Origin of the sequence: Ensifer adhaerens (genome assembly GCF_001270265.1) — a bacterium.
GTDB classification, from domain to species: Bacteria; Pseudomonadota; Alphaproteobacteria; order Rhizobiales; family Rhizobiaceae; genus Ensifer; species Ensifer adhaerens_B.
Genome location: NZ_LGAP01000022.1, coordinates 1 through 21,518, shown reverse-complemented (window position 1 = coordinate 21,518; position 21,518 = coordinate 1). Strand labels below are relative to the sequence as shown.

Annotated in this window: 24 protein-coding genes; 11 read left to right on the top strand and 13 right to left on the bottom strand. The window is 62.3% G+C overall.

From position 1 onward, the window contains the following. Positions 1 to 89: 89 nt before the first annotated feature. The 7 genes from pheS to AC244_RS24585 form a co-directional block, all read right to left on the bottom strand. On the bottom strand, positions 90 to 1,172 hold the full coding sequence (pheS, locus tag AC244_RS24615) for a phenylalanine--tRNA ligase subunit alpha (RefSeq protein WP_053251460.1): 1,083 nt from the start codon (positions 1,170 to 1,172) through the stop codon (positions 90 to 92). 52 nt (positions 1,173 to 1,224) lie between these two features. Continuing rightward, positions 1,225 to 1,704 carry a hypothetical protein gene (locus tag AC244_RS24610; RefSeq protein ID WP_053251459.1) on the bottom strand — a complete coding sequence of 160 codons (480 nt, stop codon included), beginning with the start codon at positions 1,702 to 1,704 and terminating at the stop codon, positions 1,225 to 1,227. Between the two features lie 91 nt (positions 1,705 to 1,795). Next, on the bottom strand, positions 1,796 to 2,200 hold the full coding sequence (rplT, locus tag AC244_RS24605) for a 50S ribosomal protein L20 (RefSeq protein WP_025425551.1): 405 nt from the start codon (positions 2,198 to 2,200) through the stop codon (positions 1,796 to 1,798). Between the two features lie 39 nt (positions 2,201 to 2,239). After that, positions 2,240 to 2,443, bottom strand: coding sequence for a 50S ribosomal protein L35 (gene rpmI, locus AC244_RS24600; RefSeq protein ID WP_025425550.1), 204 nt, complete (start codon positions 2,441 to 2,443; stop codon positions 2,240 to 2,242). A 172-nt stretch (positions 2,444 to 2,615) separates the two neighbouring features. Continuing rightward, on the bottom strand, positions 2,616 to 3,983 hold the full coding sequence (locus tag AC244_RS24595) for a sensor histidine kinase (RefSeq protein ID WP_053251458.1): 1,368 nt from the start codon (positions 3,981 to 3,983) through the stop codon (positions 2,616 to 2,618). Continuing rightward, on the bottom strand, positions 3,980 to 4,645 hold the full coding sequence (locus AC244_RS24590) for a response regulator transcription factor (RefSeq protein ID WP_053251457.1): 666 nt from the start codon (positions 4,643 to 4,645) through the stop codon (positions 3,980 to 3,982). Before AC244_RS24590 ends, AC244_RS24595 begins: the two co-directional genes overlap by 4 nt. Positions 4,646 to 4,652: 7 nt before the next feature. Next, positions 4,653 to 5,180: a PepSY domain-containing protein gene (locus AC244_RS24585; protein ID WP_234717025.1), complete on the bottom strand. Its 528-nt coding sequence runs from the start codon at positions 5,178 to 5,180 to the stop codon at positions 4,653 to 4,655. Between the two features lie 216 nt (positions 5,181 to 5,396). On the opposite strand from AC244_RS24585, the gene AC244_RS37660 reads away from it, so the two are divergent. Further along, complete coding sequence (locus AC244_RS37660) at positions 5,397 to 6,143, top strand: hypothetical protein (protein ID WP_053251455.1); 747 nt, start codon at positions 5,397 to 5,399, stop codon at positions 6,141 to 6,143. A 206-nt stretch (positions 6,144 to 6,349) separates the two neighbouring features. On the opposite strand, the gene infC is transcribed toward AC244_RS37660, so the two are convergent. Continuing rightward, the gene (gene infC, locus AC244_RS24575) at positions 6,350 to 6,886 is read right to left on the bottom strand and encodes a translation initiation factor IF-3 (RefSeq protein ID WP_077503129.1); all 537 of its coding nucleotides are present in this window, start codon (positions 6,884 to 6,886) and stop codon (positions 6,350 to 6,352) included. Positions 6,887 to 7,104: 218 nt separating this feature from the next. On the opposite strand from infC, the gene AC244_RS24570 reads away from it, so the two are divergent. Next, positions 7,105 to 7,914: an alpha/beta hydrolase gene (locus AC244_RS24570; protein ID WP_053251453.1), complete on the top strand. Its 810-nt coding sequence runs from the start codon at positions 7,105 to 7,107 to the stop codon at positions 7,912 to 7,914. A gap of 286 nt (positions 7,915 to 8,200) precedes the next feature. After that, positions 8,201 to 8,821: a transglutaminase-like cysteine peptidase gene (locus tag AC244_RS24565; RefSeq protein WP_053251452.1), complete on the top strand. Its 621-nt coding sequence runs from the start codon at positions 8,201 to 8,203 to the stop codon at positions 8,819 to 8,821. Between the two features lie 178 nt (positions 8,822 to 8,999). Here AC244_RS24565 and mbfA read toward each other — a convergent pair whose 3' ends face one another. Continuing rightward, positions 9,000 to 9,983: an iron exporter MbfA gene (mbfA, locus tag AC244_RS24560; RefSeq protein WP_053251451.1), complete on the bottom strand. Its 984-nt coding sequence runs from the start codon at positions 9,981 to 9,983 to the stop codon at positions 9,000 to 9,002. 163 nt (positions 9,984 to 10,146) lie between these two features. On the opposite strand from mbfA, the gene AC244_RS24555 reads away from it, so the two are divergent. Further along, positions 10,147 to 10,956, top strand: a complete 810-nt coding sequence (locus AC244_RS24555; RefSeq protein WP_053251450.1) for a lipo-like protein — start codon at positions 10,147 to 10,149, stop codon at positions 10,954 to 10,956. A gap of 15 nt (positions 10,957 to 10,971) precedes the next feature. Here AC244_RS24555 and AC244_RS24550 read toward each other — a convergent pair whose 3' ends face one another. Further along, positions 10,972 to 12,213 (bottom strand): SAM-dependent methyltransferase, encoded by a 1,242-nt coding sequence (locus AC244_RS24550; RefSeq protein WP_053251449.1) that lies wholly within the window; start codon positions 12,211 to 12,213, stop codon positions 10,972 to 10,974. A 299-nt stretch (positions 12,214 to 12,512) separates the two neighbouring features. Beyond that, positions 12,513 to 13,082, bottom strand: a complete 570-nt coding sequence (gene efp, locus AC244_RS24545; protein ID WP_053251448.1) for an elongation factor P — start codon at positions 13,080 to 13,082, stop codon at positions 12,513 to 12,515. 177 nt (positions 13,083 to 13,259) lie between these two features. On the opposite strand from efp, the gene epmA reads away from it, so the two are divergent. The 6 genes from epmA (at position 13,260) to AC244_RS24520 (ending at position 19,130) form a co-directional block, all read left to right on the top strand. Beyond that, a complete protein-coding gene (epmA, locus tag AC244_RS24540) occupies positions 13,260 to 14,312 on the top strand; it encodes an EF-P lysine aminoacylase EpmA (RefSeq protein WP_053251447.1) in 1,053 nt (350 codons plus the stop codon). After that, positions 14,309 to 15,361, top strand: a complete 1,053-nt coding sequence (locus AC244_RS24535) for a lysine-2,3-aminomutase-like protein (RefSeq protein ID WP_053251446.1) — start codon at positions 14,309 to 14,311, stop codon at positions 15,359 to 15,361. Before epmA ends, AC244_RS24535 begins: the two co-directional genes overlap by 4 nt. An 88-nt stretch (positions 15,362 to 15,449) precedes the next feature. Continuing rightward, positions 15,450 to 15,572, top strand: coding sequence for a hypothetical protein (locus AC244_RS38635; RefSeq protein ID WP_268750778.1), 123 nt, complete (start codon positions 15,450 to 15,452; stop codon positions 15,570 to 15,572). 1 nt (position 15,573) lies between these two features. After that, on the top strand, positions 15,574 to 16,467 hold the full coding sequence (gene sigJ / locus AC244_RS24530; RefSeq protein WP_053251445.1) for an RNA polymerase sigma factor SigJ: 894 nt from the start codon (positions 15,574 to 15,576) through the stop codon (positions 16,465 to 16,467). 196 nt (positions 16,468 to 16,663) lie between these two features. After that, positions 16,664 to 18,106, top strand: a complete 1,443-nt coding sequence (locus tag AC244_RS24525) for an MFS transporter (RefSeq protein ID WP_082367095.1) — start codon at positions 16,664 to 16,666, stop codon at positions 18,104 to 18,106. Positions 18,107 to 18,314: 208 nt separating this feature from the next. Then, positions 18,315 to 19,130, top strand: a complete 816-nt coding sequence (locus AC244_RS24520; RefSeq protein WP_053251444.1) for a class I SAM-dependent methyltransferase — start codon at positions 18,315 to 18,317, stop codon at positions 19,128 to 19,130. A gap of 162 nt (positions 19,131 to 19,292) precedes the next feature. Here AC244_RS24520 and AC244_RS24515 read toward each other — a convergent pair whose 3' ends face one another. Continuing rightward, positions 19,293 to 19,958 (bottom strand): OmpA family protein, encoded by a 666-nt coding sequence (locus AC244_RS24515; RefSeq protein ID WP_053251443.1) that lies wholly within the window; start codon positions 19,956 to 19,958, stop codon positions 19,293 to 19,295. A 206-nt stretch (positions 19,959 to 20,164) separates the two neighbouring features. Between AC244_RS24515 and AC244_RS24510 the strand changes: the two genes are divergently transcribed. Continuing rightward, positions 20,165 to 20,803, top strand: coding sequence for an exopolysaccharide biosynthesis protein (locus AC244_RS24510; RefSeq protein WP_053251442.1), 639 nt, complete (start codon positions 20,165 to 20,167; stop codon positions 20,801 to 20,803). Positions 20,804 to 20,885: 82 nt separating this feature from the next. On the opposite strand, the gene AC244_RS24505 is transcribed toward AC244_RS24510, so the two are convergent. After that, positions 20,886 to 21,239 carry a hypothetical protein gene (locus AC244_RS24505; protein ID WP_053251441.1) on the bottom strand — a complete coding sequence of 118 codons (354 nt, stop codon included), beginning with the start codon at positions 21,237 to 21,239 and terminating at the stop codon, positions 20,886 to 20,888. Between the last annotated feature and the right edge of the window lie 279 nt (positions 21,240 to 21,518).

Genomic DNA, 21,518 nt, shown 5'->3' with positions numbered 1-21,518 from the left:
CGGAAACGCTCTATCCCTTTGTTTTTACGCATTACCTGACGGAAAACCGCTTCGCACTTTTCCTGGAAATGCTCCAAATTTCAGCGCGATCAGGCCGAGAGGCCGCCGAACAGCGTCGGCATGTCGAGCGGGCGGAAGCCGTAATGGTTCATCCAGCGGACATCGGCGTTGAAGAAGTCGCGCAGGTCCGGCATGCCGTATTTCAGCATGGCGATGCGGTCGAGGCCCATGCCCCAGGCAAAGCCCTGATACTCGTCCGGATCGAGCCCACCGGAACGCAGTACGTTCGGGTGAACCATGCCGCAGCCGAGGATTTCCATCCAGTCGGTGCCCTCGCCGAACTTGACGATCGGGCCGGAACGGTCGCACTGGATGTCGACCTCGAAGGACGGCTCGGTGAACGGGAAGAACGACGGGCGGAAGCGCATCGTTACCTGGTCGACCTCGAAGAAGGCCTTGCAGAACTCTTCCAGCACCCAGCGCATGTTGGCGACATTCGCGGACTTGTCCACGACCAGGCCCTCGACCTGATGGAACATCGGCGAGTGGGTGGCGTCGGAATCCTGGCGATAGGTCTTGCCGGGGATGATGATACGGATCGGCGGATCCTGGGCTTCCATGGTGCGCACCTGCACGGGCGAGGTATGCGTGCGCAGTACCTTGCGCTCGCCCTTCTCGTCTTCATTGAAGAAGAAGGTATCATGCATCTCGCGGGCCGGGTGGCCTTCCGGGAAATTCAGCGCCGTGAAGTTGTAGTAGTCGGTCTCGATATCCGGGCCTTCGGCGATCGAGAAGCCCATGTCGCCGAAGATCGCGGTGATCTCGTCGACGATCTGGCTGATCGGATGGATGCGACCGCGCTCGGCCGGCGACGAGCGCACCGGCAGGCTGATATCGACCGTTTCACGCGCGAGGCGCTCGGCGATCGCCTGGTCCTTCAGCGCCGACTTGCGGGCGGTGATCGCGTCGGCGACCGTGTTCTTCAGCGCGTTTATCTGGGCGCCACGGGTCTGGCGCTCTTCCGGCGTCATCGTGCCGAGCGTCTTCAGGAGCTCGGAGACCGAGCCCTTCTTGCCGAGCGCGCCGACACGCACCGCCTCGATCGATCCTTCGTCGCCGGCGGCATCGATATCCGCCAACAGTGTCCGTTCCAGTGTTTCCAGTTCGCTCATTCTGTCCTGCCTCGATGCGGGAATGGGTTCGGTTCTATATCGGTTGTTGTCTTCAGGATTGTGATTGCGTCGCGCTCGCCAGGTAGTCCGTCGCCGCCACAAAGCGCATGAGGTCATGGCCGTTCTGGATGCGCAGGAGGAAGCGCGCCAGTGGCAACAGTCGCGTGAAGAACGACAGGCCCAGATGAGAAAGCGCCAGCGCGGTCATGCCGCGATAGAGGATGTGCGGCGTCTTGAAGCCGGCGGTGGAAAACGCGGTGATCTGCCGGACCTCGCGGTCGAGCATGCCTTGCGGATCGAGAATGGGGGCCGGCCGGAGGATGGTGGCGCCGGTCAGGCGCGAAGCGAGCCACTGCAGGCGCTGGCCGAGACGGGCCTCGAGGCGCTGGTAGCGCTTGATCCAGACCACACGATCCTTGAGGCGGCACCGTTCGACGCGGGACGATCCGCCGGCAAGTGCTGCCAGCAGAGCCGCCATGTCCTCGTCGTCAAGCTCCGGAACCGCAAGCAGTTCCCTTCGATCGTCGTGCACTTTCGTCTCGCCAAATAAGAAAAACCCGCGCTAGCCCTGCCAGCGCGGGTTTCCCAACAAAATTCAAGAACGGTTTTGGGAAAACGCTGGCTTAACGAACAGCGCTTTCAAACTCGTTGGTCGTACCGGCTTCCTTGAGGTAGGCAAGTGCCTTCTTGGAAGCTTCGACGAGGGCGCCGAATGCTGCCGGCTCATGGATAGCCATGTCGGACAGAACCTTGCGGTCGACTTCGATGCCGGCCTTGTTCAGGCCGTCGATGAAGCGGCCGTAGGTCAGGCCGAATTCGCGGACGGCAGCGTTGATACGCTGAATCCACAGAGCGCGGAAGTTGCGCTTGTTGACCTTGCGGTCGCGATAAGCGAACTGCTTCGAACGATCAACCGCAGCCTTTGCAGCGCGGATGGTGTTCTTGCGGCGGCCGTAGAAGCCCTTGGCTGCCTTGAGTGTCTTCTTGTGCTTGGCGTGAGCGGTTACGCCGCGTTTTACACGTGCCATGTCATGATCTCCTTAACGTGTCCAAAATGCCTGAAAGTCTTAGAGACCGTTGGGCAGGTAGTTCTTGATGACCTTCTTGCCATCGGGCTCCGCGAGAACCATGGTTCCACGTGCGTCGCGGATGAACTTGTTGGAACGCTTGATCATGCCGTGGCGCTTGCCAGCAGCAGCTGCACGAACCTTGCCGGTCGCGGTGATCTTGAACCGCTTCTTGGCAGACGATTTCGTCTTCATCTTGGGCATTTTGCTACTCCATTTTTCTTAAGAATTCGAAACGGACAGACGAGGTCCATTTCCAGCGTTAAGAACGGCCACGGCATGCCCTGCCGGACCGTTCGGACGGGGGCTTATACCCGGACATCCCCAAAAGCGCAACTGGGGAATCGAAGAAGCGTCACAGAAGCGACATGGAACGTCAAACCGGATCGCGCGGGCGCTTGCGCCCGCTGGCCGTTTCGAAGCTGAGCACCGCCTCCAGCCCGCCGAGCGGCGACTGCCCAAGGGTCAGCGTCGCGCTATAGGCATCGGCGATATCCGCGCTGATGGCAAGTCCCAGCCCGGTGCCAGGCACCTGGCCGGCTTCGCCATCCGCGACGCGGGCGCCCCGCTGCATGACCCTTTCGCGATCACCGTCGGCGATGCCCGGTCCGTCGTCTCCAACAACAATGTGCAATCGATCCTCGGTGCGCGCTGCGGAAACGCGGATGCGCGAGCGCGCCCATTTGGCAGCGTTGTCGAGCAGGTTGCCGAGGCATTCCGCCAGATCGGCCGGATCGATATCGAGAGACAAAGACGGATCGATCGTCATCTCCCAGACGATGCCGCGCTCGGCGGTGACCGGCCGCAACACGCTGACGAGTTTGCCCGCCATGCTGGAGACCGACGTGGTCGCCATGCGCTCGACACCCATTCGGGCGGCCTGAAGCTGGCGGTCGGCGCGCTGGCGCACAAGATCGACCTGCTGCAGCGCCACACGGCGCTCGGCATCGGGCAGGCTTTCGGCCAACTGGGCGAGCACGGTCAACGGCGTCTTCAGGCCATGGGCGAGATCGCTGGCGCGGGCGCGGGCGCGCTCCAGGGCGGTTTCGCGCTCGGCCAGAAGCAGGTTGATCTCGTTGACGACAGGCCCGACCTCGCTCGGGCCGGCCGAACCGAAGTCCCGTTCGCTGCCGGCGCGCACCAGCGCCGCCCGCTCGCGCAGCCTTCTAAGCGGTGCAAGGCCGAGAGCGCCCTGCAGGAAGGCAGCGCCGGCGAGCACGGCGGCAGTTGCGAGCAGCATCAGCCGCAGCCGCCCATGAAAAGAGTCGAGCGCATCGTCGAGCTCCTGGCGAGCGAAGCCGGCCTGAACGGAAAAGCGCTCGGCGTTGGGGCCGTCACCGAGCGCCAGCGTCTGGGCATGAACAAGCATCGGCGCGCCGTCGGGACCTTCGAGTTCCACAAAGCCTTCGTAACGGCCCGCGGATCGAGCCGTGGTATCGATGACGGTATCCCAAAGGGACCGGGATCGGATCGGCGTGCCCGCTTTCGGCGTGAGCTGCCAGTAGCGCCCGCCGGCCGGCAGCGAAAAACGAGGATCCGCCGGCTCGCGCGGCAGAGCAAGTTCGCCGTTCCTGACGACCACCTGGGCGGCGACCGTGTCGACGACGGTCGCCATTTCGGCGCGATAACGGCCGACGACGTAATCGGTAAAAAGCCGCGACAGCGAGAACCAGACCACCAGCAGCACCACGCCGACGGCGATCAGCGCGCCAATTGCCAGTCGCAGCCGAAGCGAACGGATCATCTGCTATCGTCCGGAAGCAGATAGCCGAAGCCGCGCCGCGTCTCGATCGCCGAACTCTCGGTCTTCCTGCGCAGCCGCGCAATCATCGCCTCGACGGCATTCTTGGCGGCATCATCCTCGCGACCCTGCACATGGCTTGCCAGTTCGAGCTGCGTCAGAACCTGGCCCTTGCGCTCCACGAACAGCGCGATCATGCGATATTCGAGCGGGCTCAACTCGAGAACCTGACCATCGAACGTGACGCGCCGCGTCGTTTCGTCGATGGTGAAGCGCCCCGCCGAGCGCACGGACTGCAGCCGCGGGCCTGCGCGCCGGAGCAGCGCACGCAATCTTGCGACCAGCTCCTCGGCACGAAACGGTTTTGGCAGATAGTCGTCGGCGCCGGCTTCGAAACCGTCGACACGCTCCATCCAGGAGCCGCGCGCCGTCAGCACCAGCACCGGCGTTTCCAGCCCCGCCTGGCGCCAACGCTTGAGGATCGACAGGCCGTCCATGCCGGGCAGGCCCAAATCGAGGATGATCGCGGCGTAAGCACCGTTTTCGCCCCGCTCCCAAACGTCCGGGCCGTGGGCCAGCGTGTCGACGCCGTAGCCTTCGGCCTCGAGCTTCGTCACCACATGGGTGGCAATGTTGCGATCGTCCTCGGCGAGAAGAATGCGCATTCTGCCCTCAGAATCCGAAGATATTCATGAATTTTCCGGTGCGCGCATTGATGCGCAGATTTCGGATCGTGCCCTGCTGGTCACGCGTGCGCAGCCTGTAGACTTCGGCATTGTCATATCGCCTCAGGTCCACGGCAATGACCGCACCAAATTTGTCCTCGTCGACGAGCCGAAGCACATCCTTCAGCGCCAGGATGCGCCCCTTCTCCACGCCGTCGCGGGCCCGCTCCTGATCGCTGCGCCGGCCGCTGCCGGAGTTGCCGTCGTCATCGTCCTCATCGCCGCCGCCGGGGCCGCTATTGTCGTCGCCATCATCGTCCCCGCCGCCGTGACCGCTGTTGTCGTCGGAATCGCCGCCGCCGTGGCCACTCGACCCGCTGCTACCGCTCCCGCTGCTACCGCTGCCGCTGCCGCTGCCGCTGCTGTCGTTATCGTCGACGCCGTCCTTGGCAAAGGCGGAAAAGACGCCCGCCTGAGGCGCAAGCGAAAGCAGCACAGAACAGCAAAGCAGTGCGAGCAGATTTCGTCGTGTCATCGGCATGGTTTCGTCCAGTTCCACATTTTCAAGCCTTGCGAAAGCGCCGCGTCATTCCCGACATTGTCCGGCGCCATACTCCCCCAAGGCGCATTCCCTCCATGCGCTTGCAAATTCCTCTCGCCCGCCTCCCTGCAGACTGATCCCCAGCGCTGTCAAGCGCAAGAGGTCGCGTGCGCCGGTCCGAACCGCGCCGGGCCGAACATGGAAAAGCACATGACCCCCTGCGTCGGTTCCGGCGCAGGGGGTCATGCGTTCCTTGGGCCAATCCGCTGGGCGGGCGTTAAGCGGAATGAGCCCATCATTCCGGTGCACTACGGGGGCGGATGCACCGGACATCAGTTCGGATCAAAGCGCCGATGCGGGCCTGATCGAAACGGTAGTAATTGGACCCGGATTGCGGCGGGCATCGCCACCACCCGGCTTCACGGTCACGACGCGAACCCCATCCTCGATTTCGATCTCGACCTCCAGAACCCGGCCAAGATCGTCGACGGCGATCAGCGATCCGTTGAGCAGACCCCTCAGGCTCTCCTCAGAAACACTCAGCGGAACTTCAGGCCGGTCAACGTCGTCCCGGTTGCCGGGACCGCGGTTGTCAACGCGATCATCATCGTCGTCGTCATCATCATCATCATCGTCATCGCGATCGTCGTCATGACCGTGTCGGCCGTGGCGGTCGTTATCATCATCGTCATCGTCGTCGCGGTTGCCGGGACCGCTATTGTCATCCCGATCATCGCGATCGTCGTTGTCGCGGTCGTCATGGCCGCCATCATCGCTGCCGCCGCGACCGCTGCTGTCGTCATCGTCGGCAAGCGCGGCGGTGGCGAACGGATGCGCCGGACCGGTCGCGATCAGCGAGAACCCAACGGGTGCGGACACGAGCCCACAAACACCCATGGTGGAAACAAGCAAGGCTTTTCGAAGCGTGACGTACATGATCTTTCGTCCTTCTCCTGATTTCGATCATGGAAGAATGACATGCCGCCACTGACAGCTCGCTGAGGCCGGCTGTCAGCATTCTGTCAGCAAAGGCGCGGAGAGTGGCACCGGGGCAGACGCGCGGTGCTGCGGAGGAAATCGGGGCGCCCTCAAACGCAAAAAGCCGCCCCGAGGGCGGCTTCCTACCTGATACGTCGCACGGACGACCCGTACGTCAGCGGCGGTCAACGCGGAGCGAGGACCATCATCATCTGGCGGCCTTCGAGCTTCGGCTCGGCTTCGACCTTGGCGATCGTCTGGGTGTCGTCCTTGACCTGAAGCAAGAGCTTCATGCCGAGTTCCTGGTGCGCCATTTCGCGACCGCGGAACTTCAGGGTCACCTTGACCTTGTCGCCTTCTTCGAAGAAGCGATTCATCGCCCGCATCTTCACTTCATAATCATGCGTGTCGATGTTGGGACGCATCTTGATCTCTTTGATCTCGACGATCTTCTGCTTCTTGCGCGCTTCGGCCGCCTTCTTCTGGTTGGCGTACTTCAGCTTGCCGAGATCGAGGATCTTGCACACCGGCGGTTCGGAGTTCGGCGCGATCTCTACCAGATCAAGACCGGCCTCTTCCGCCATGCGGAGCGCCTGGTCGATCGGGACGGCACCGATATTCTGGCCTTCGGCATCGATAAGCTGAACCCGGGGTACCCGGATTTCCTTGTTTGAGCGCGGTCCCTCCTTGACGGGGGCGTCCGTTTTGAACGGTCTGCGAATGGTCGTACTCTCCTCGAGCTGTTTCCGAAATGCGGTTCAATTATTAGTCGGCGCGGCCTTGGCCGAAATGCTTCAATCTGCCGCCGACGGCAATGTGTGAATTGCGACGGGAGAGTCAATAGCATGGCTCGCAGGGAAAATCACCACCTGTCGAAGCCAAGACGAATCTGTTTTAGAAAGAAATTCGCCGCCAATCCGGGCATTTGGAGAGAATTGAGATGCAAATGACGCCAGCAGAAACCGAAACAACCTTCATCGAGGTTGGCAAGGATGCCGCCCGTCGCCGCATCGCCATGAAGATCCTGCGCACACAAAAGCCCTCCGATCGGCCGGCGCTTGTGTGGCTCGGCGGTTACCGCTCCGACATGACCGGCACGAAGGCCATAGAGGTCGAGCGCCTTGCCCGCGACCGGGCAACCGACTGCATCCGGTTCGACTATTCCGGCCATGGCGCCTCCGGCGGCGCCTTCAAGGACGGCACGATCTCGCGCTGGCTGGAAGAGAGCCTTGCCGTCGTCGAGCATGCGGCCCCCAGGCAACGCCTGATCCTGATCGGCTCATCGATGGGCGGCTGGATCGCGCTGCGGCTGATCCAGGAACTGCGCCTGCGCGGCCTTAGCGAACGCATCGCCGGACTGGTGCTGATCGCCCCTGCCCCCGACTTTACCGCCGAGCTCATCGAGCCGAACCTGACGGAGATCGAGCAGCGCTCGCTTGCGGAGCGCGGCTATTTCGAGGAGCCGTCCGAGTATAGCCCCGAGCCCAACATCTATACGCGGGCCCTGATCGAGGATGGCCGCGACAATCGCGTGCTCGTCGGCACCATCACCACCGGCTGCCCGGTCCACATCCTCCAGGGCATGCGCGACCCGGATGTGCCCTACACGCACGCGCTGAAACTGATGGAACATCTTCCCGCCGACGACGTCGTCATGACGCTCATCCGTGACGGCGACCATCGTCTTTCGCGCGAGGAAGACATTGCTAAAATGAAACAGGCGATCGGAAATATGCTGCCATTGGCTTAAGCCGTTAGGCCGGCGCCCGACGCTCCTTCTACCCCCCATCTTCGAGCCGATGCGCTGCAGATTGCCTGCTGCGCAGGGCTTTGCGCTGCATTTCGGCAACGGCTTTAACCATAAAGTCCAATGCCCGAATCAGTAGATTGACTCAACGGCCTCAACTCTATTAACTCTTTATTAACGATTAGAGCAGCGTGAGGCGGAAGACCTGAACAAGCTGCCTTCAACTCAGGATTGCGCGAATACGTCCGGACAGAAGAGCCCGGCATACCGCGTTACGCAGGGGATTTGTATGGCGTCTTGGACTGGTGTTAAGGGAAGTATCGCGGCGTTTTGCGCACTTTTCATTTCAGCGAACACGGCAATTCCCGCACAGGCGGGATCCTCTCCTTGGATGCAGACCGGCTCGGCTACCTCGCAGCCGATCGGACATTACGAGTTCTGTCAGAAGCACAAGGGCGAATGCAGCGTCAAATCGAAGGCGAGCGTGGCGCCGCGCGTCACCGAGCGCGGCTGGGCTACAATCCGTCAGGTCAACGCTTCCGTGAACCGCGAAATCACGCCGGTGACCGATCAGGAACTCTTCGGCAGGGATGAAGTCTGGGTCTATCCGCAGGACGCCGGCGATTGCGAGGACTTCGTCCTTGAGAAGCGCAAGCGCCTGATGCGCAAGGGCTTTTCGGCGAGCGAGCTCCTGGTCACCGTCGTGCGCAAGCCTGATGGCGAAGGCCATGCAGTCCTGACCGTGCGCACCGCCCAGGGCGATTTCGTCCTCGACAATCTTGAGAACGGCGTGAAGCTCTGGACGCAGACGCCCTACCGCTACCTCAAGCGTCAGGCCTCTTTCAACAGCGGTCGCTGGGTCACCATCGACAATGGCGCGGAAGTGGTCGTCGGCTCGGTCGGCAACTGATTACGCAACATCACCGCTTTACAAAAATGGGCCGGTCAAACCGGCCCTTTTTCGTTTCAAGCGGTGCAAGAGCGTTTCCGGTTTAGACAGAGTCGCAGAAACGCTCTATCTCTTTGTTTTGACGCATTTCCTGACGGAAAACCGCTTCGCACTTTTCCTGGAAATGCTCCAGGCCTGATCAGGCGTTGCCGATCAGGATGCCCGCCGCCAACACCAGGCTGCCGCCGAGTACAACCTGGAATGCGGCGCGCAGGAACGGCGTTTCCATATAGCGGTTCTGAATGAACGCGATCGCCCAAAGCTCGAAAAAGACCACGATTGCGGCCGTGATGGTCGCCGTCCAGAAATGCGGAATGAGATAGGGCAGCGCGTGCCCGAGACCGCCGAGCGCCGTCATGATGCCGGAGGCAAGGCCGCGCTTGATCGGCGAACCGCGCCCGGACAGCTTGCCGTCGTCGTGCGCCGCCTCGGTGAAACCCATGGAAATACCGGCGCCGACCGAAGCGGACAGGCCGACGAGGAAGGTCTGCCAGGTATCCTGCGTCGCAAAGGCGGCCGCGAAGATCGGCGCCAGCGTCGACACCGAGCCGTCCATCAGCCCTGCCAGTCCCGGCTGAACGTAAGTCAGGACGAACTGTCGGCGTGCCGTCTGATCCTCTTCCTCGCGGACATCGTCCGGCGTGTGTTTTTCACCGAGCCTGCGGGCAAGCGATTCATGCGATTTTTCCGCGATCGCCAGGTCGCCCAGCAGCTTGCGCGTCGCGGCATCCTGGGTTCGTGCTGCCGCCTCGACATAGAAGCGGTGCGCCGTCTCCTCCATCGCCTCGGCTTCCGCGCGCGCCTTCTCGATCGGCATTTCAGCGATCAGCCAGTCGGGCTTGCGATCGGGAAAGTCGCGCACATGCTCACGGCGGACCAGCGGGATCCGGTTGCCGAAGCGCTGGACATGCATGTCGATCAGCCATTGCCGGTGGTGGCTCTCCTCCTCCGCCATTTCCTCGAACACTTTTGCCGAGTGCGGATATTTTTCTCTCAGCGCATCCGCATAGGCGAGATAGATGCGGCCGTCGTCTTCCTCGGAGGAAATCGCCAGTGCCAGGATTTCCTGTTCGTTGAGAGAGAGAAACGGACGCTTGGAGCGGGAGAAGAGGCGGGAAAACATCAGCGAAAACCTTCTTTAGAATAATTCTAAAATAGAAACCCTGGGGATGTGCGTCAAGGCCAAAGCCATGCAATCACGAGACAATCACTCGACAGAGTGTCGCGGCTCGGCCACCATGCAGACGCATGCTTATCCCCTTCCCGTCGCTGGAGCGACTGCCTCCATGAAGACCATCTACCCGCTTTCCGAAAGCAAGGAGACGTTTCTGGACCGGCTCGGCGCCCGCATGGCCGCAAGGCTGCAGACACAGACCCTTGGCTATGAACCCTACACGCCATCCGATCAGGAAACCCTGGCACGCACGTTGCGCCCGGGCGACGTCCTGTTGATCGAAGGCAACCAGAAGGTTTCCGCTGCGATCAAATATTTGACCCAATCGACCTGGTCGCATGCGGCATTTTTCGCCGGCGACCAGATGCCGCTGACGCTCGACCAGGCGACCCTGCCGGTGATCGAAAGGCCACAGCTGATCGAGGTGAATATCGGCGAAGGCTGTGTCGCCGTGCCCTTGAAGAAATATGCGTCGTTCAACACGCGCATCTGCCGACCGGTGGCGCTGACGCCCGACGATCGCACCGCGCTGGTCGGCTTCATGATCTCCCGGCTCGGCATGAAATACGACCTGAAGAACATTTTGGACATGCTGCGCTATTTCATGCCGGCACCGCCGGTGCCCGTGCGCTGGCGCCGGCGCCTGCTGGCGCTTGGCTCGGGTGATCCGACGCGGGCGATCTGCTCGACGCTGATTGCCGAAGCCTTCGAGCAGATCCGCTATCCGATCCTGCCGGGGGTCACGCGCGTGCCTGGGCGCGCGTCGGCGGCCTCCACCTATTCACGCGAAGAGATCCTGCATATCCGCCACTATTCGCTCTACACGCCACGCGACTTCGACCTTTCGCCGTTCTTCTCGATCGTCAAGCCGACGCTCGAATTCGGCTTCGACTACAAACGGCTGCACTGGAACGGAGACTGATCGGCCGAAGAGCCGTCAGATGTTGAGGTCGAGCGCGTGTTCGCGGGCCATGAAATCGCGCTGGCGATCGGTGATGTAATCGCGCACGATCGGTGCCGCGTCGCGTGAGCGCGACAGCTGCATGTGAAAGACGAGCTGGCTGCCGGTGCGGAACATCATTTCGGCACTGATCAGATAGAACTCCCACATGCGCGCGAAACGCTCGTCATACATCGCGATCACCTTGTCGCGGTTGGTCTCGAACCGCGCGCCCCAATGCGCCAGCGTCGTGGCGTAGTGCACGCGCAGGAACTCGAGATCGGTGACCCAGAGACTGTTGCGCTCGACGACGTCGAAGACTTCCGAGAGCGCCGGCGAATAGGCGCCGGGGAAGATGTATTTGCGGAGCCACGCGCTCGCCATGCCGGGCGGGCTCATGTGGCCGATCGAATGCAGCACGGCAAGGCCGTCATCCGGCATCAGCGCATTCAGCTTCTTGAAGAACTCGTCGTAGTGATGCACGCCGACATGCTCGAACATGCCGACCGAAACGATACGGTCGAACGGTCCCTGCACATCGCGATAGTCCTTGAGTTCGAAGCGAACGCGGTCGGCGAGCCCGGCAGCCGCAGCCCTTTGCGTTGACAGCGCCTGCTGCTCCTTCGAAAGCGTCACGCCCAGCACTTCGACATTTTCGAGCTTCGCCAGGTACATCGCCAGATCACCCCAGCCGGAACCGATATCGAGCACCTTCATGCCCGGCTCCAGGCAAAGCTTGGAGGCGAGCAGCCGCAGCTTGTTGCGCTGGGCCTTTTCCAGGCTCTCATTCGGCTCACGGAAATAGGCGCAGGAATAGAGCATGTTGTCGTCGAGGAACAACTTGTAGAAGTCGTTGCCGAGATCATAGTGATGCGCGACGTTCTCTTGCGCCTTGCCCTTGGGATTTGCCTGCTGGCGCTTGCGAAAGCGCATCTTCACTGCGCGCAGCACCTTCTGGATCGGATAGGAGCCGAGCGAAAGCCGGTTGATCGAAAACAGCGTCAGGAAGTCCTTGAGCGTCGAGCCTTCCTCAAAGCGCATGGTGCCGTCCATGTAGGCCTCGCCGGCCGCCAGTTCGGCATTGAAGACAAGGCTGCGATAGAGCTTCTTGTCCGTGAGCCGCATCGTGACTTCGGGTCCCGGCGCGCCGGAGAAAATGTGTCTTTTGCCATCGGCGTCGATCACCGTCAGGCGACCCTTGCGAATGAACGACTTCATCATATGCGACAATGGAAACATGCAGACCCTCTCGTGACAGATACGCCGTAGCGCCGGCATCCTAGCACCCGTTTTTCGAAATGCTCCCCCTAAATTTGCGGTTGCTGATCCGGCCGCTGCCACCGCCAGCAGGCTCCGCGGCATCGCGCGTCTGATAACGTCTCAAGGACGCTGTAACGCTTTGAACTTGCTGCCTGGTTTCGCCCCTGAGACGTCAACGGCTGAAGGAGCCCTACAGCAGAAACGACAACGGGGACGGCAGGTTGAACCTGCCGTCCCCGTTCGATGCGATCACTCGATCGTGCCAGTCCCCGATCGTGTCAGTCCTTGGCGCGCTCGACATAAGAGCCGTCTTCGGTCGCGATGACGACGCGGGTGCCGGCCTGGATATGCGGCGGAACGAGCGTGCGAACGCCGTTCGAAAGAACAGCCGGCTTGTAGGACGACGATGCCGTCTGGCCCTTGACGACCGGTTCGGTCTCGGTGATTTCGAGCGTCACGTGGCGCGGCAGGTCAATAGCGATCGCCAGGCCTTCGTGGATCGAAAGAATACAGGCCATGCCCTCCTGCAGGTAGGCCTTGAGGTCGCCGATGTCGTCGGTGGTCATGATCAGCTGGTCGTAGCTTTCCGGGTTCATGAAGTGGAAGCCTTCGCCATCTTCATAAAGGAAGGTGTGCTCGCGGTCTTCGACGAAGGCACGCTCGACCTGTTCGGTCGTGCGGTAGCGCTCGGAGACCTTCACGCCGTCCGAAATGCGGCGCATGTCGACCTGGGTAACCGGCGTGCCCTTGCCCGGATGGAAGTTCTGCGCGGTAAGAACGACATAGAGCTTGCCGTCAACGTCGAGAACGTTGCCCTTGCGGACAGATGAAGCGATGACCTTGACCATTAGTCTTCCTTGTAACAGAGGTATGCGCGACACGGCGCGCCGGGAAAGCCGGCCCCGAAAGACGCGAAAATTATGATATCGCGCCGCCACTACCCTAATTTCGTGCAAATAGCCAGCCTGCGCCGGCATTGGTGCGAAGAAAGCGTAGGGCGCGAAGAAAGCCTGGATCGAACGACCATGTCGCATGCCTCACCCTGGTGGACGCCGCACGTCCATGCCGACCGGCGCCCGTTTCTTCTCGGACGCAACCGGATCCAGTCGGCGCTGCGCCGGTTTTTTGACGAGCGCGACTTCATTGAAGTCGATACCGCGACACTGCAGGTCTCGCCGGGCAACGAAGCCCATCTGCACGCCTTTGCCACCCAGGCGCTCAACCACGACGGCTCCGCCCACCCGCTCTATCTGCACACCTCACCGGAGTTTGCCTGCAAGAAGCTGGTCGCCGCCGGCGAAAAACGTATCGCCTGCTTCGCCCATGTCTACCGCAACCGCGAGCGCGGGCCGCTGCATCATCCGGAATTCACCATGCTCGAATGGTACCGCGCCGGCGAGACCTATGAGACGCTGATGCGCGACTGTGCCGATATCCTGGCACTCGCGGCTGAGACGACCGGCACCGGCCAGTTCACCTTCCAGGGCCGCACCTGCGATCCCTTCGCCGAGCCGGAGCGCCTGGCAGTGGCCGAAGCCTTCGCACGCTTCGCGGGTATCGACCTGCTCGCCTCGATCGCCTCCAATGGCGAAACGGACCGGGAGACGCTTGCCGCTGCCATGACATCGGCCGGCCTGCGGGTTGCCGCCGACGACACCTGGGCTGACCTGTTCAGCCGCGTGCTTGTCGAAAAAATCGAACCGCATCTCGGCTTTGGCCGCGCGACAATCCTCGACGAATACCCGGCCGCCGAAGCTGCCCTTGCCCGGCCGACGGCGCGCGACCATCGCGTTGCCGAACGCTTCGAGCTCTATGCCTGCGGCGTCGAACTCGCCAATGCCTTTGGCGAACTGACCGACGCTTCCGAGCAGCGCCGCCGTTTCGAGATGGAAATGGCGGAAAAGGCCCGCGTCTATGGGGAGACCTACCCGCTGGACGAGGACTTTCTGGCGGCGCTGACGATCATGCCGGAAGCCAGCGGCATCGCGCTTGGCTTCGACCGGGTGGCGATGCTGGCAACGGGTGCATCGCGCATCGACCAGGTGCTCTGGGCACCGGTAGCGGAGACGCAGGCATGAACGTTCACCGCCCGATCAAGACGGCCGGCGACCTCGTCGAGGCCGGCCTTATCAAACCGTCGCAGCAAGACGCGGTTTCGCGCGTCGCCGAGCGCTACACAGTCGCCATCAGTCCGACGATCGCGGAGCTTATCGACCGCGATGATCCGAACGACCCGATCGCCCGCCAGTTCGTGCCGGATGCGGCCGAGCTGACGCTGCTGCCGGAAGAGCGTGAGGATCCGATCGGCGACAAGCCGCACAGCCCCGTTACCGGCATCGTGCATCGCTATCCCGACCGGGTGCTCCTGAAAGCCGTGCATGTCTGCCCGGTCTATTGCCGCTTCTGCTTCCGCCGCGAAATGGTCGGACCGCAGGGACTGGGCACACTGACGCCAGCCGAACTCGATGCGGCGATCGCCTATATCGTCGAACATGAGGAGATCTGGGAGGTCATCTTGACGGGCGGCGACCCGCTGGTGCTTTCGCCGCGTCGTCTTGCCGAAATCATGGAGCGACTGAAGCCGATCGCTCACGTCAAGATCGTGCGGTTTCACACCCGCGTGCCTGTCGTCGAACCCGAACGCATCAACGCCGATCTCGTCGCAGCGCTCAAGGCAAGCGGCAAGGCAACCTATGTGGCGCTGCATGCCAACCATCCGCGTGAAATGACGCAGGAAGCGCGCGACGCCTCGGCCCGGCTGATCGATGCCGGCGTCGTCATGGTCAGCCAGTCGGTGCTCTTGAAAGGCGTCAATGACGATGCGGACGTGCTTGCCGCCTTGATGCGCGCCTTCGTCGAGACCCGGATCAAGCCCTACTATCTGCACCATCCGGATCTGGCGCCGGGCACCAGCCATTTCCGGCTGTCGATCGAGGAAGGTCAGGCGCTGGTCGCGTCGTTGCGCGGCCGGGTCTCCGGCCTCTGCCAGCCGGCCTATATCCTCGACATTCCCGGTGGCCACGGCAAGGCGGTGATCAGCGCGGCGTCGATCGCCGCGGACGGCGGCGGCTGCTACACGGTCACCGACTTCCGCGGCGAGCAGCACGCCTATCCGCCAAAAATCTGAGAAAAATTTCAAGACGGCGTCACAGGTGCGCAAAGCCAATCGTCAGATGGTCAGGAGCGACTGATCACCCCCCGATGGAGTTGAGACCATGACCGATACGAAAGCCGTCCGTTACGAACAGGAAATCCCGGATGTGCCGGGAGATTGCGTCATCGCCTCGACGGCGGCGATGATCGACCCTTGCAACCATATCCAGATATCGAGGGACTGAGATGGGCGGCGCAAACAGCACGAAAATTTTCGAAGAGGCACGTCCCCGCCTTCTCGGCCTCGCCTACCGGATCCTCGGTTCGCGCGCGGATGCCGAAGACGCGGTGCAGGACACGTTCATGAAGTGGCAGGATGCCGATCAGAGCGCGATCGAAAGCCCGGCCGCCTGGCTGACAACCGCCTGCACCCGCCGCTGCCTCGACCTCTTGAAGGCGGCGCACCGCAAGCGCGTCGATTATGTCGGCGCCTGGCTACCCGAGCCGATCCACACGGCAAGCGACGACAATGCCGAGGAGAAGCTGGCGCTGACCTCGTCGCTCACCACCGCCTTCCTCTTGATGCTGGAGCGGCTGACGCCGAAGGAGCGGGCCGCCTATCTGCTGCACGAGATCTTCGGCCAGCCCTATGAGGAGGTCGCCGAAACGCTCGACATGCAGGAGGCGGCCGCACGCAAGCTGGTGTCGCGCGCCAAGACCAATATCGGCGTGGAGAAGAGCCGTCACCAGACGCCGCGCGAACGCCAGGACGAACTGCTGTCGGCGTTCCACGCCGCCATCCATGGCGGCAACATTTCCGGCCTTTCGAGCCTGCTGTCCGCCGATGTGCGCCTGACCGCCGATGGCGGCGGCAAGGTGGCGACGGTCCTCGGCGTGCTCTCGGGCAAGGAAACCGTGCTTGGCTTCATCGCCGACCGGCTCACCGAATACTGGGCGCACTACGTCTGGGACGTTGCCGAGATCAACGGCGGCCGCGGCATTGTGCTCCGGGGCGAAACCGAAAATGATATCGCCGCCAGCGTTTCCTTCGGCTATGACGGCGACGGAAACGTCAACGACATCTTCATCGTCCGCAATCCGGACAAGCTCACCCATCTCGGTGACGCTGCGGTTCACTGAATCAAAACATTTCCAGGAAAAGTGTGAAGCGGTTTTCCGCCAGGAAATGCGTGAAAACAAAGAGATAGAGCGGCTCGAAGACCCTGTTTGAGGCGGGAGCACTCTATCGCTACAGACGGGGTAACGACGCGCGCGCAGCGATGCGCGACGCGTTTGTCACCCGGCCGTCGTGACGCATAGGAAAAGGGGCAGACAGATGCTCGACAAGACACGTGAATCCACTGAAAAGGCCGAGAGCGGCTGGCTCGCGCTGCTGTCGGGCGAAAACGCCATCCATTCCGTCGTGCTGAGCGGCGGCGTGGCTCTGCATGCCCTGAACATCTATGTCGTCACCACCATCATGCCGTCGATCGTGCGCGAGATCGGCGGACTCGAATATTACGCCTGGAGCACGACCGTCTTCGTGGCCGCATCGATCCTCGGCGCAGCACTTTCGGCCCGGCTGCTTGCCGCGGTCGGCGCAGGCTCGGCCTATGCGATCGGCGCGCTCGTCTTCGGCCTCGGCACGCTCATGTGCGCTTCGGCTCCCGATATGCTGGTGCTGCTTGGCGGCCGGGCGATCCAGGGCTTTGGCGGCGGCCTGCTCTATGCGCTCGCCTATGGCGTCATCCGCCTGGTCTTTGCGCCGGCGCTGTGGACCCGCGCCATCGGCCTGATCTCGGCGACCTGGGGGACGGCAACGCTCATCGGCCCGGCCGTCGGCGGCATGTTTGCGGAATTTGCCACCTGGCGTGCTGCCTTCTGGTCGCTGCTGCCACTGACCGCGCTTCTGGCAGCACTCGCCTTCTGGACGCTGCCGCGCAACGCTTCGTCCGAAGGCAAGCGCACACCGCTGCCCGTGCTGCAGCTGCTGCTTCTGGTCGGCATCGTTCTGGCGCTTTCGATCGCAAGCACGCTGTCCACATCGGGCGAACAGCTCGCCTCGGTCGGCGCGGCCATCCTCATGTTCGCAGCACTTTTGCTGGTCGAACGCCGGGCTGTCGGCAAGCTTCTGCCAAGCGGCAGCTTCACCATAACCTCCCCGCTGGCGGCCCTTTATGCTACGATCACGCTGTTGATGATCGGCATGCAGCCGGAGATCTACGTGCCGTACCTGCTGCAGGAATTGCATGGGCTGTCGCCGCTGGTTGCCGGCTACATCGCCGCGCTGATGTCGATCGGCTGGACCGCCGGGTCGATGACGAGCGCGCACTGGCATGGCGACAGGGCGCAACGCACGATCTTCGCCGGACCGGGCTTCGGCTTTGCCGGCCTGGCGCTGATCGCCGTGTTCATGCCGACGGCTAGCGCCGCCTTTGCCGCGATCGCCGCACCGCTTTCGGCCGGCATCATGGCGGTCGGCTTCGGCATGGGCTTCGCCTGGCCGCATATCGTGACGGCCGTCTACGAACTGGCGCCGCAGGGCGAGGAAGAGAAGGCATCGAGTTCGATCACCACCGTGCAGCTTTTCGCCGCCGCACTGGGTGCTGCCCTTGCCGGGCTGACCGCCAATCTGGCGGGTATCGAGGCGAGCACCACCGACGGGGTTGCGCGCGCGACGCAATGGCTGTTCTGGCTGTTCGCGCTGGCACCGGCACTGGCGATCCTGACGGCGAGGCGCGTCCGGCGGGCGCGCGCCGCAAAGGTAACGGGAGCTTAGAGCGTTTCCGTCCTAAACGGAGTCGTAGAAACGCTCTATCTCTTTGTTTTTCGCATTTCCTGACGGAAAACCGCTCCGCACTTTTCCTGGAAATGCTCTGGGCCACGGATACGCCCCATGGTTTCCGAGGCCGTGTGCAGCAAGTTTAAAGCGCTACAGCGTCCCTTACGCGTCATCTTTGACGCGTGGCGCTGTAGAGGAGGGAACGATGGACGCCGACGAGATCGGCCTTAGCGGCACCCGAGAAACGCTGCTGATCACACTGCAGGCAAAGGCGGCCGAAAGCGCGCTTGCCGATTCGCTCCTGCACGACCATTTCGCCGCCGATGCCATGCGGCGCCTAGGGCAAGCCGATCAGCGTCTTGACGTCGGCCTCGACATGACGATCGGCATCGCCGTGCGCGCCTATCTCCTCGACCGATGGACGCAGGCGTTCATCGACAGGCATCCGGATGCAACCGTCCTGCATCTCGGTTGCGGCCTCGATTCCCGCGTTTTCCGTGTCGATCCGCCGGCAGAGGTGCGGTGGTTCGACGTTGATTTTCCTGACGTGATCGCGTTGCGCCGCAGCCTCTACCCGGATCGCGCCAACTACACGTTGATCGGATCTTCAGTGACGGAGGCGGCATGGCTTGCGAACATACCGGATGACAGGCCGGCGATGGTCGTCGCCGAAGGCGTCCTGCCCTATCTCGCGGCAGAGAACGTCTACGATTTGCTCCGGCGCCTCTTGGAGCGCCTGCCGGCGGGCGAGATCGTCTTCGACGGCTACAGCCACCTTGGCCTTCAATTGCTGCGCTTCAATCCCGCCATTCGCGCCACCGGTGCTGCGCTTCGCTGGGGCATCGAGGATCCGCGCATGCTGGAGTTGCAGGTCCCAGGCCTCAGTCTGCTGGAAGAGGTCAGGGATTACGATCCGGTCCAGATAGAAAGGATGTCCGCCGCCACGCGGATCGCCATGCAGTTCCTCAGCATCATGCCCGTGCTGCAGCGGATGGGACGGCTTCTACGCTACCGTTTCTAAAGCATTTCCAGGAAAAGTGCGAAGCGGTTTTCCGTCAGGAAATGCGTCAAAAACAACGAGATAGAGCGCTTCCAGGGCCCCATTTAGCGGCAGCCCCAACGACGAAGGGCCGCACCGGTGACGGTGCGGCCCTTCGAAATCAAGAGTATCGATGTGACCCGATCAGCCCTGCTTGATCGGCGCGATCGAGATTTCGACGCGGCGGTTCTGCGCCCGGCCGGCTTCGCTGCCGTTGGAGGCGATCGGCCGTTCCTGGCCGAAGCCCATGGTGGCCATGCGGCGCTGGTCGACGCCCTGGCTTCCCAGATAGTTGGCAACGGATGCTGCGCGGCGCTCGGAGAGGCCCTGGTTGTAGGAGGCGCTGCCGGTGGAATCGGTATGGCCGTCGACGTCGATCAGCGTCTTGTTGAACTTGCGCAGCACGATCGCCACCGAGTTCAGCGTGTCGTAGAAGGCCGGGATCACCTGGTCGCGGTCGGTGGCGAAGGTGATGTTCGACGGCATGTTCAGGATGATGCGGTCGCCGGCGCGGGTAACGGAAACGCCCGTCCCCTGCAACTGGGCGCGCAGTTCCGCTTCCTGGCTGTCCATGTAATTGCCGATCAGGCCGCCGCCGAGCGCGCCGATACCGGCACCGACGAGGGCGGCATCACGCCGTCCGGCAGAACTGCCGCCGACGAGAAGACCGGTCGCTGCACCGAGACCCGCGCCGATCAGCGCGCCGCCGGCGGTGGTCGACATCTTCTGCTCACCCGTATAGGGATCGGTGGTCGTGCATCCCGAGAGATAGATGGCCGCAACAGCCAGTATGGCGCATTTCTTGATCATAGAATCAATGGTCCCCATTCGTGCTCAAAGGTGCTTCATACTAGCGATTGCGGCAGGAAGATGAAGAGGCGTCCCACTGATGCCATGGTTTGACGACAAATGGCGCCAGGGCCACAGTCATAGTCACGACAAGGCCGGATACTAACCGATCCTTCACACGCTCTTGATAACAAGCGCGTTCGGGGAAAATTGAGGCGGACTATCTGATGGCAATCGAGTTTGGCGACACGCAGCGCAGTCTCAGCGACACGCTTAACGGGATGATCGGTTCCATTCGCGGCAACACGATCACGCTTCGCGATCTGATGACGGGCATCGGCGAACAGGGCTTTCTCTTGCTGTGCGCACTGCTGACGCTGCCGTTTCTGCTGCCGGTGTCGATTCCGGGCGTCAGCACCGTCTTCGGCGCCGCCATCATCCTGATCTCGATCTCGATCACGCTCAACCGCCTGCCCTGGATGCCGCAGCGCATCCTCGACCGGAAGATCGAGACGGAAAAACTGGTGCCGACGCTGCAGAAGGGTGCGGCACTCGTTTCCAAGCTCGATCGTTTCGTCAGGCCGCGCTTCGGTTTCCTGACGCAAGGGACGCTGATGAACCGCTTCAACGGCCTGATGATCATGGCCGGAGGCGTGCTGCTGATGTTTCCGCTCGGCCTCATCCCGCTGTCGAACACGCTGCCCGGCATTGCCATCCTGCTGTTGTCGCTCGGCATCATCCAGCGCGACGGACTGATGGTTGCTGGCGGCTACCTCTTCCTGATCGCAACCACGATCTACTTCACCGTACTCGCCTATATGGCCTTTGCGGCCGGCCAAGGCCTGTCCACCTTCTTCGTTTCCTAATACGCATCGCCACAGCGAGCCTGACGCGTCGCGATCGACGCGCCGGTTGCCAGTCGGGCCGGTTGGCCGGAGCGGCGGGATGTCATGCCGATGCCGCCTCGAAGCTCTTGTAGCTGGCGGAATCGGTCTGGATGCCGAGCTTTTCCATCAGCGCCGCACGATCGAGGTTGAGGCTTCTATCGAACTCGCCAATCGCTGCTGCGACCTTCGGGGCAAACTCCTCGCTGGCAAATTCGATCATGGTGCAGAAGTTGAACTTTCCCGGACCGGCATGCTGCTCGAGGAACAGATCCTCGACGTAACCGTCCTGGCTGCGGATCACCTCGAGGGTCTTTTCCACCAGTTCCACAAACTGCGCCCGCGCGGCAGTCGGCACCACAAACTTGTTGATGCGGTAAAGCGGCGCGACGACGCCCGCCTTTGCATTGCTGCTCATTGCACTCTCCTTGAGTATTTTTTCAAAACCCGTCGGTGACGGGCAGGAACACTCGTACGACCTCAAGTAAAGTTGAGGTCAACAGGGTCTCGCGAAAAAATCCGCCTTGCGGCCACCGCGATGAATGTGGGCAGCACGCAGCCTTGTGCCCCTATCGCCACGCGATAAGCTCGGCTTTTCGAAACAGCGGGGAGATCGTCCAATGCCGTCAATGACCGTGGAATTGCGCAATGTCGAAGGCACAGAAGCGGCCCTGGGTTGGGCGGGTGGGCACACGAT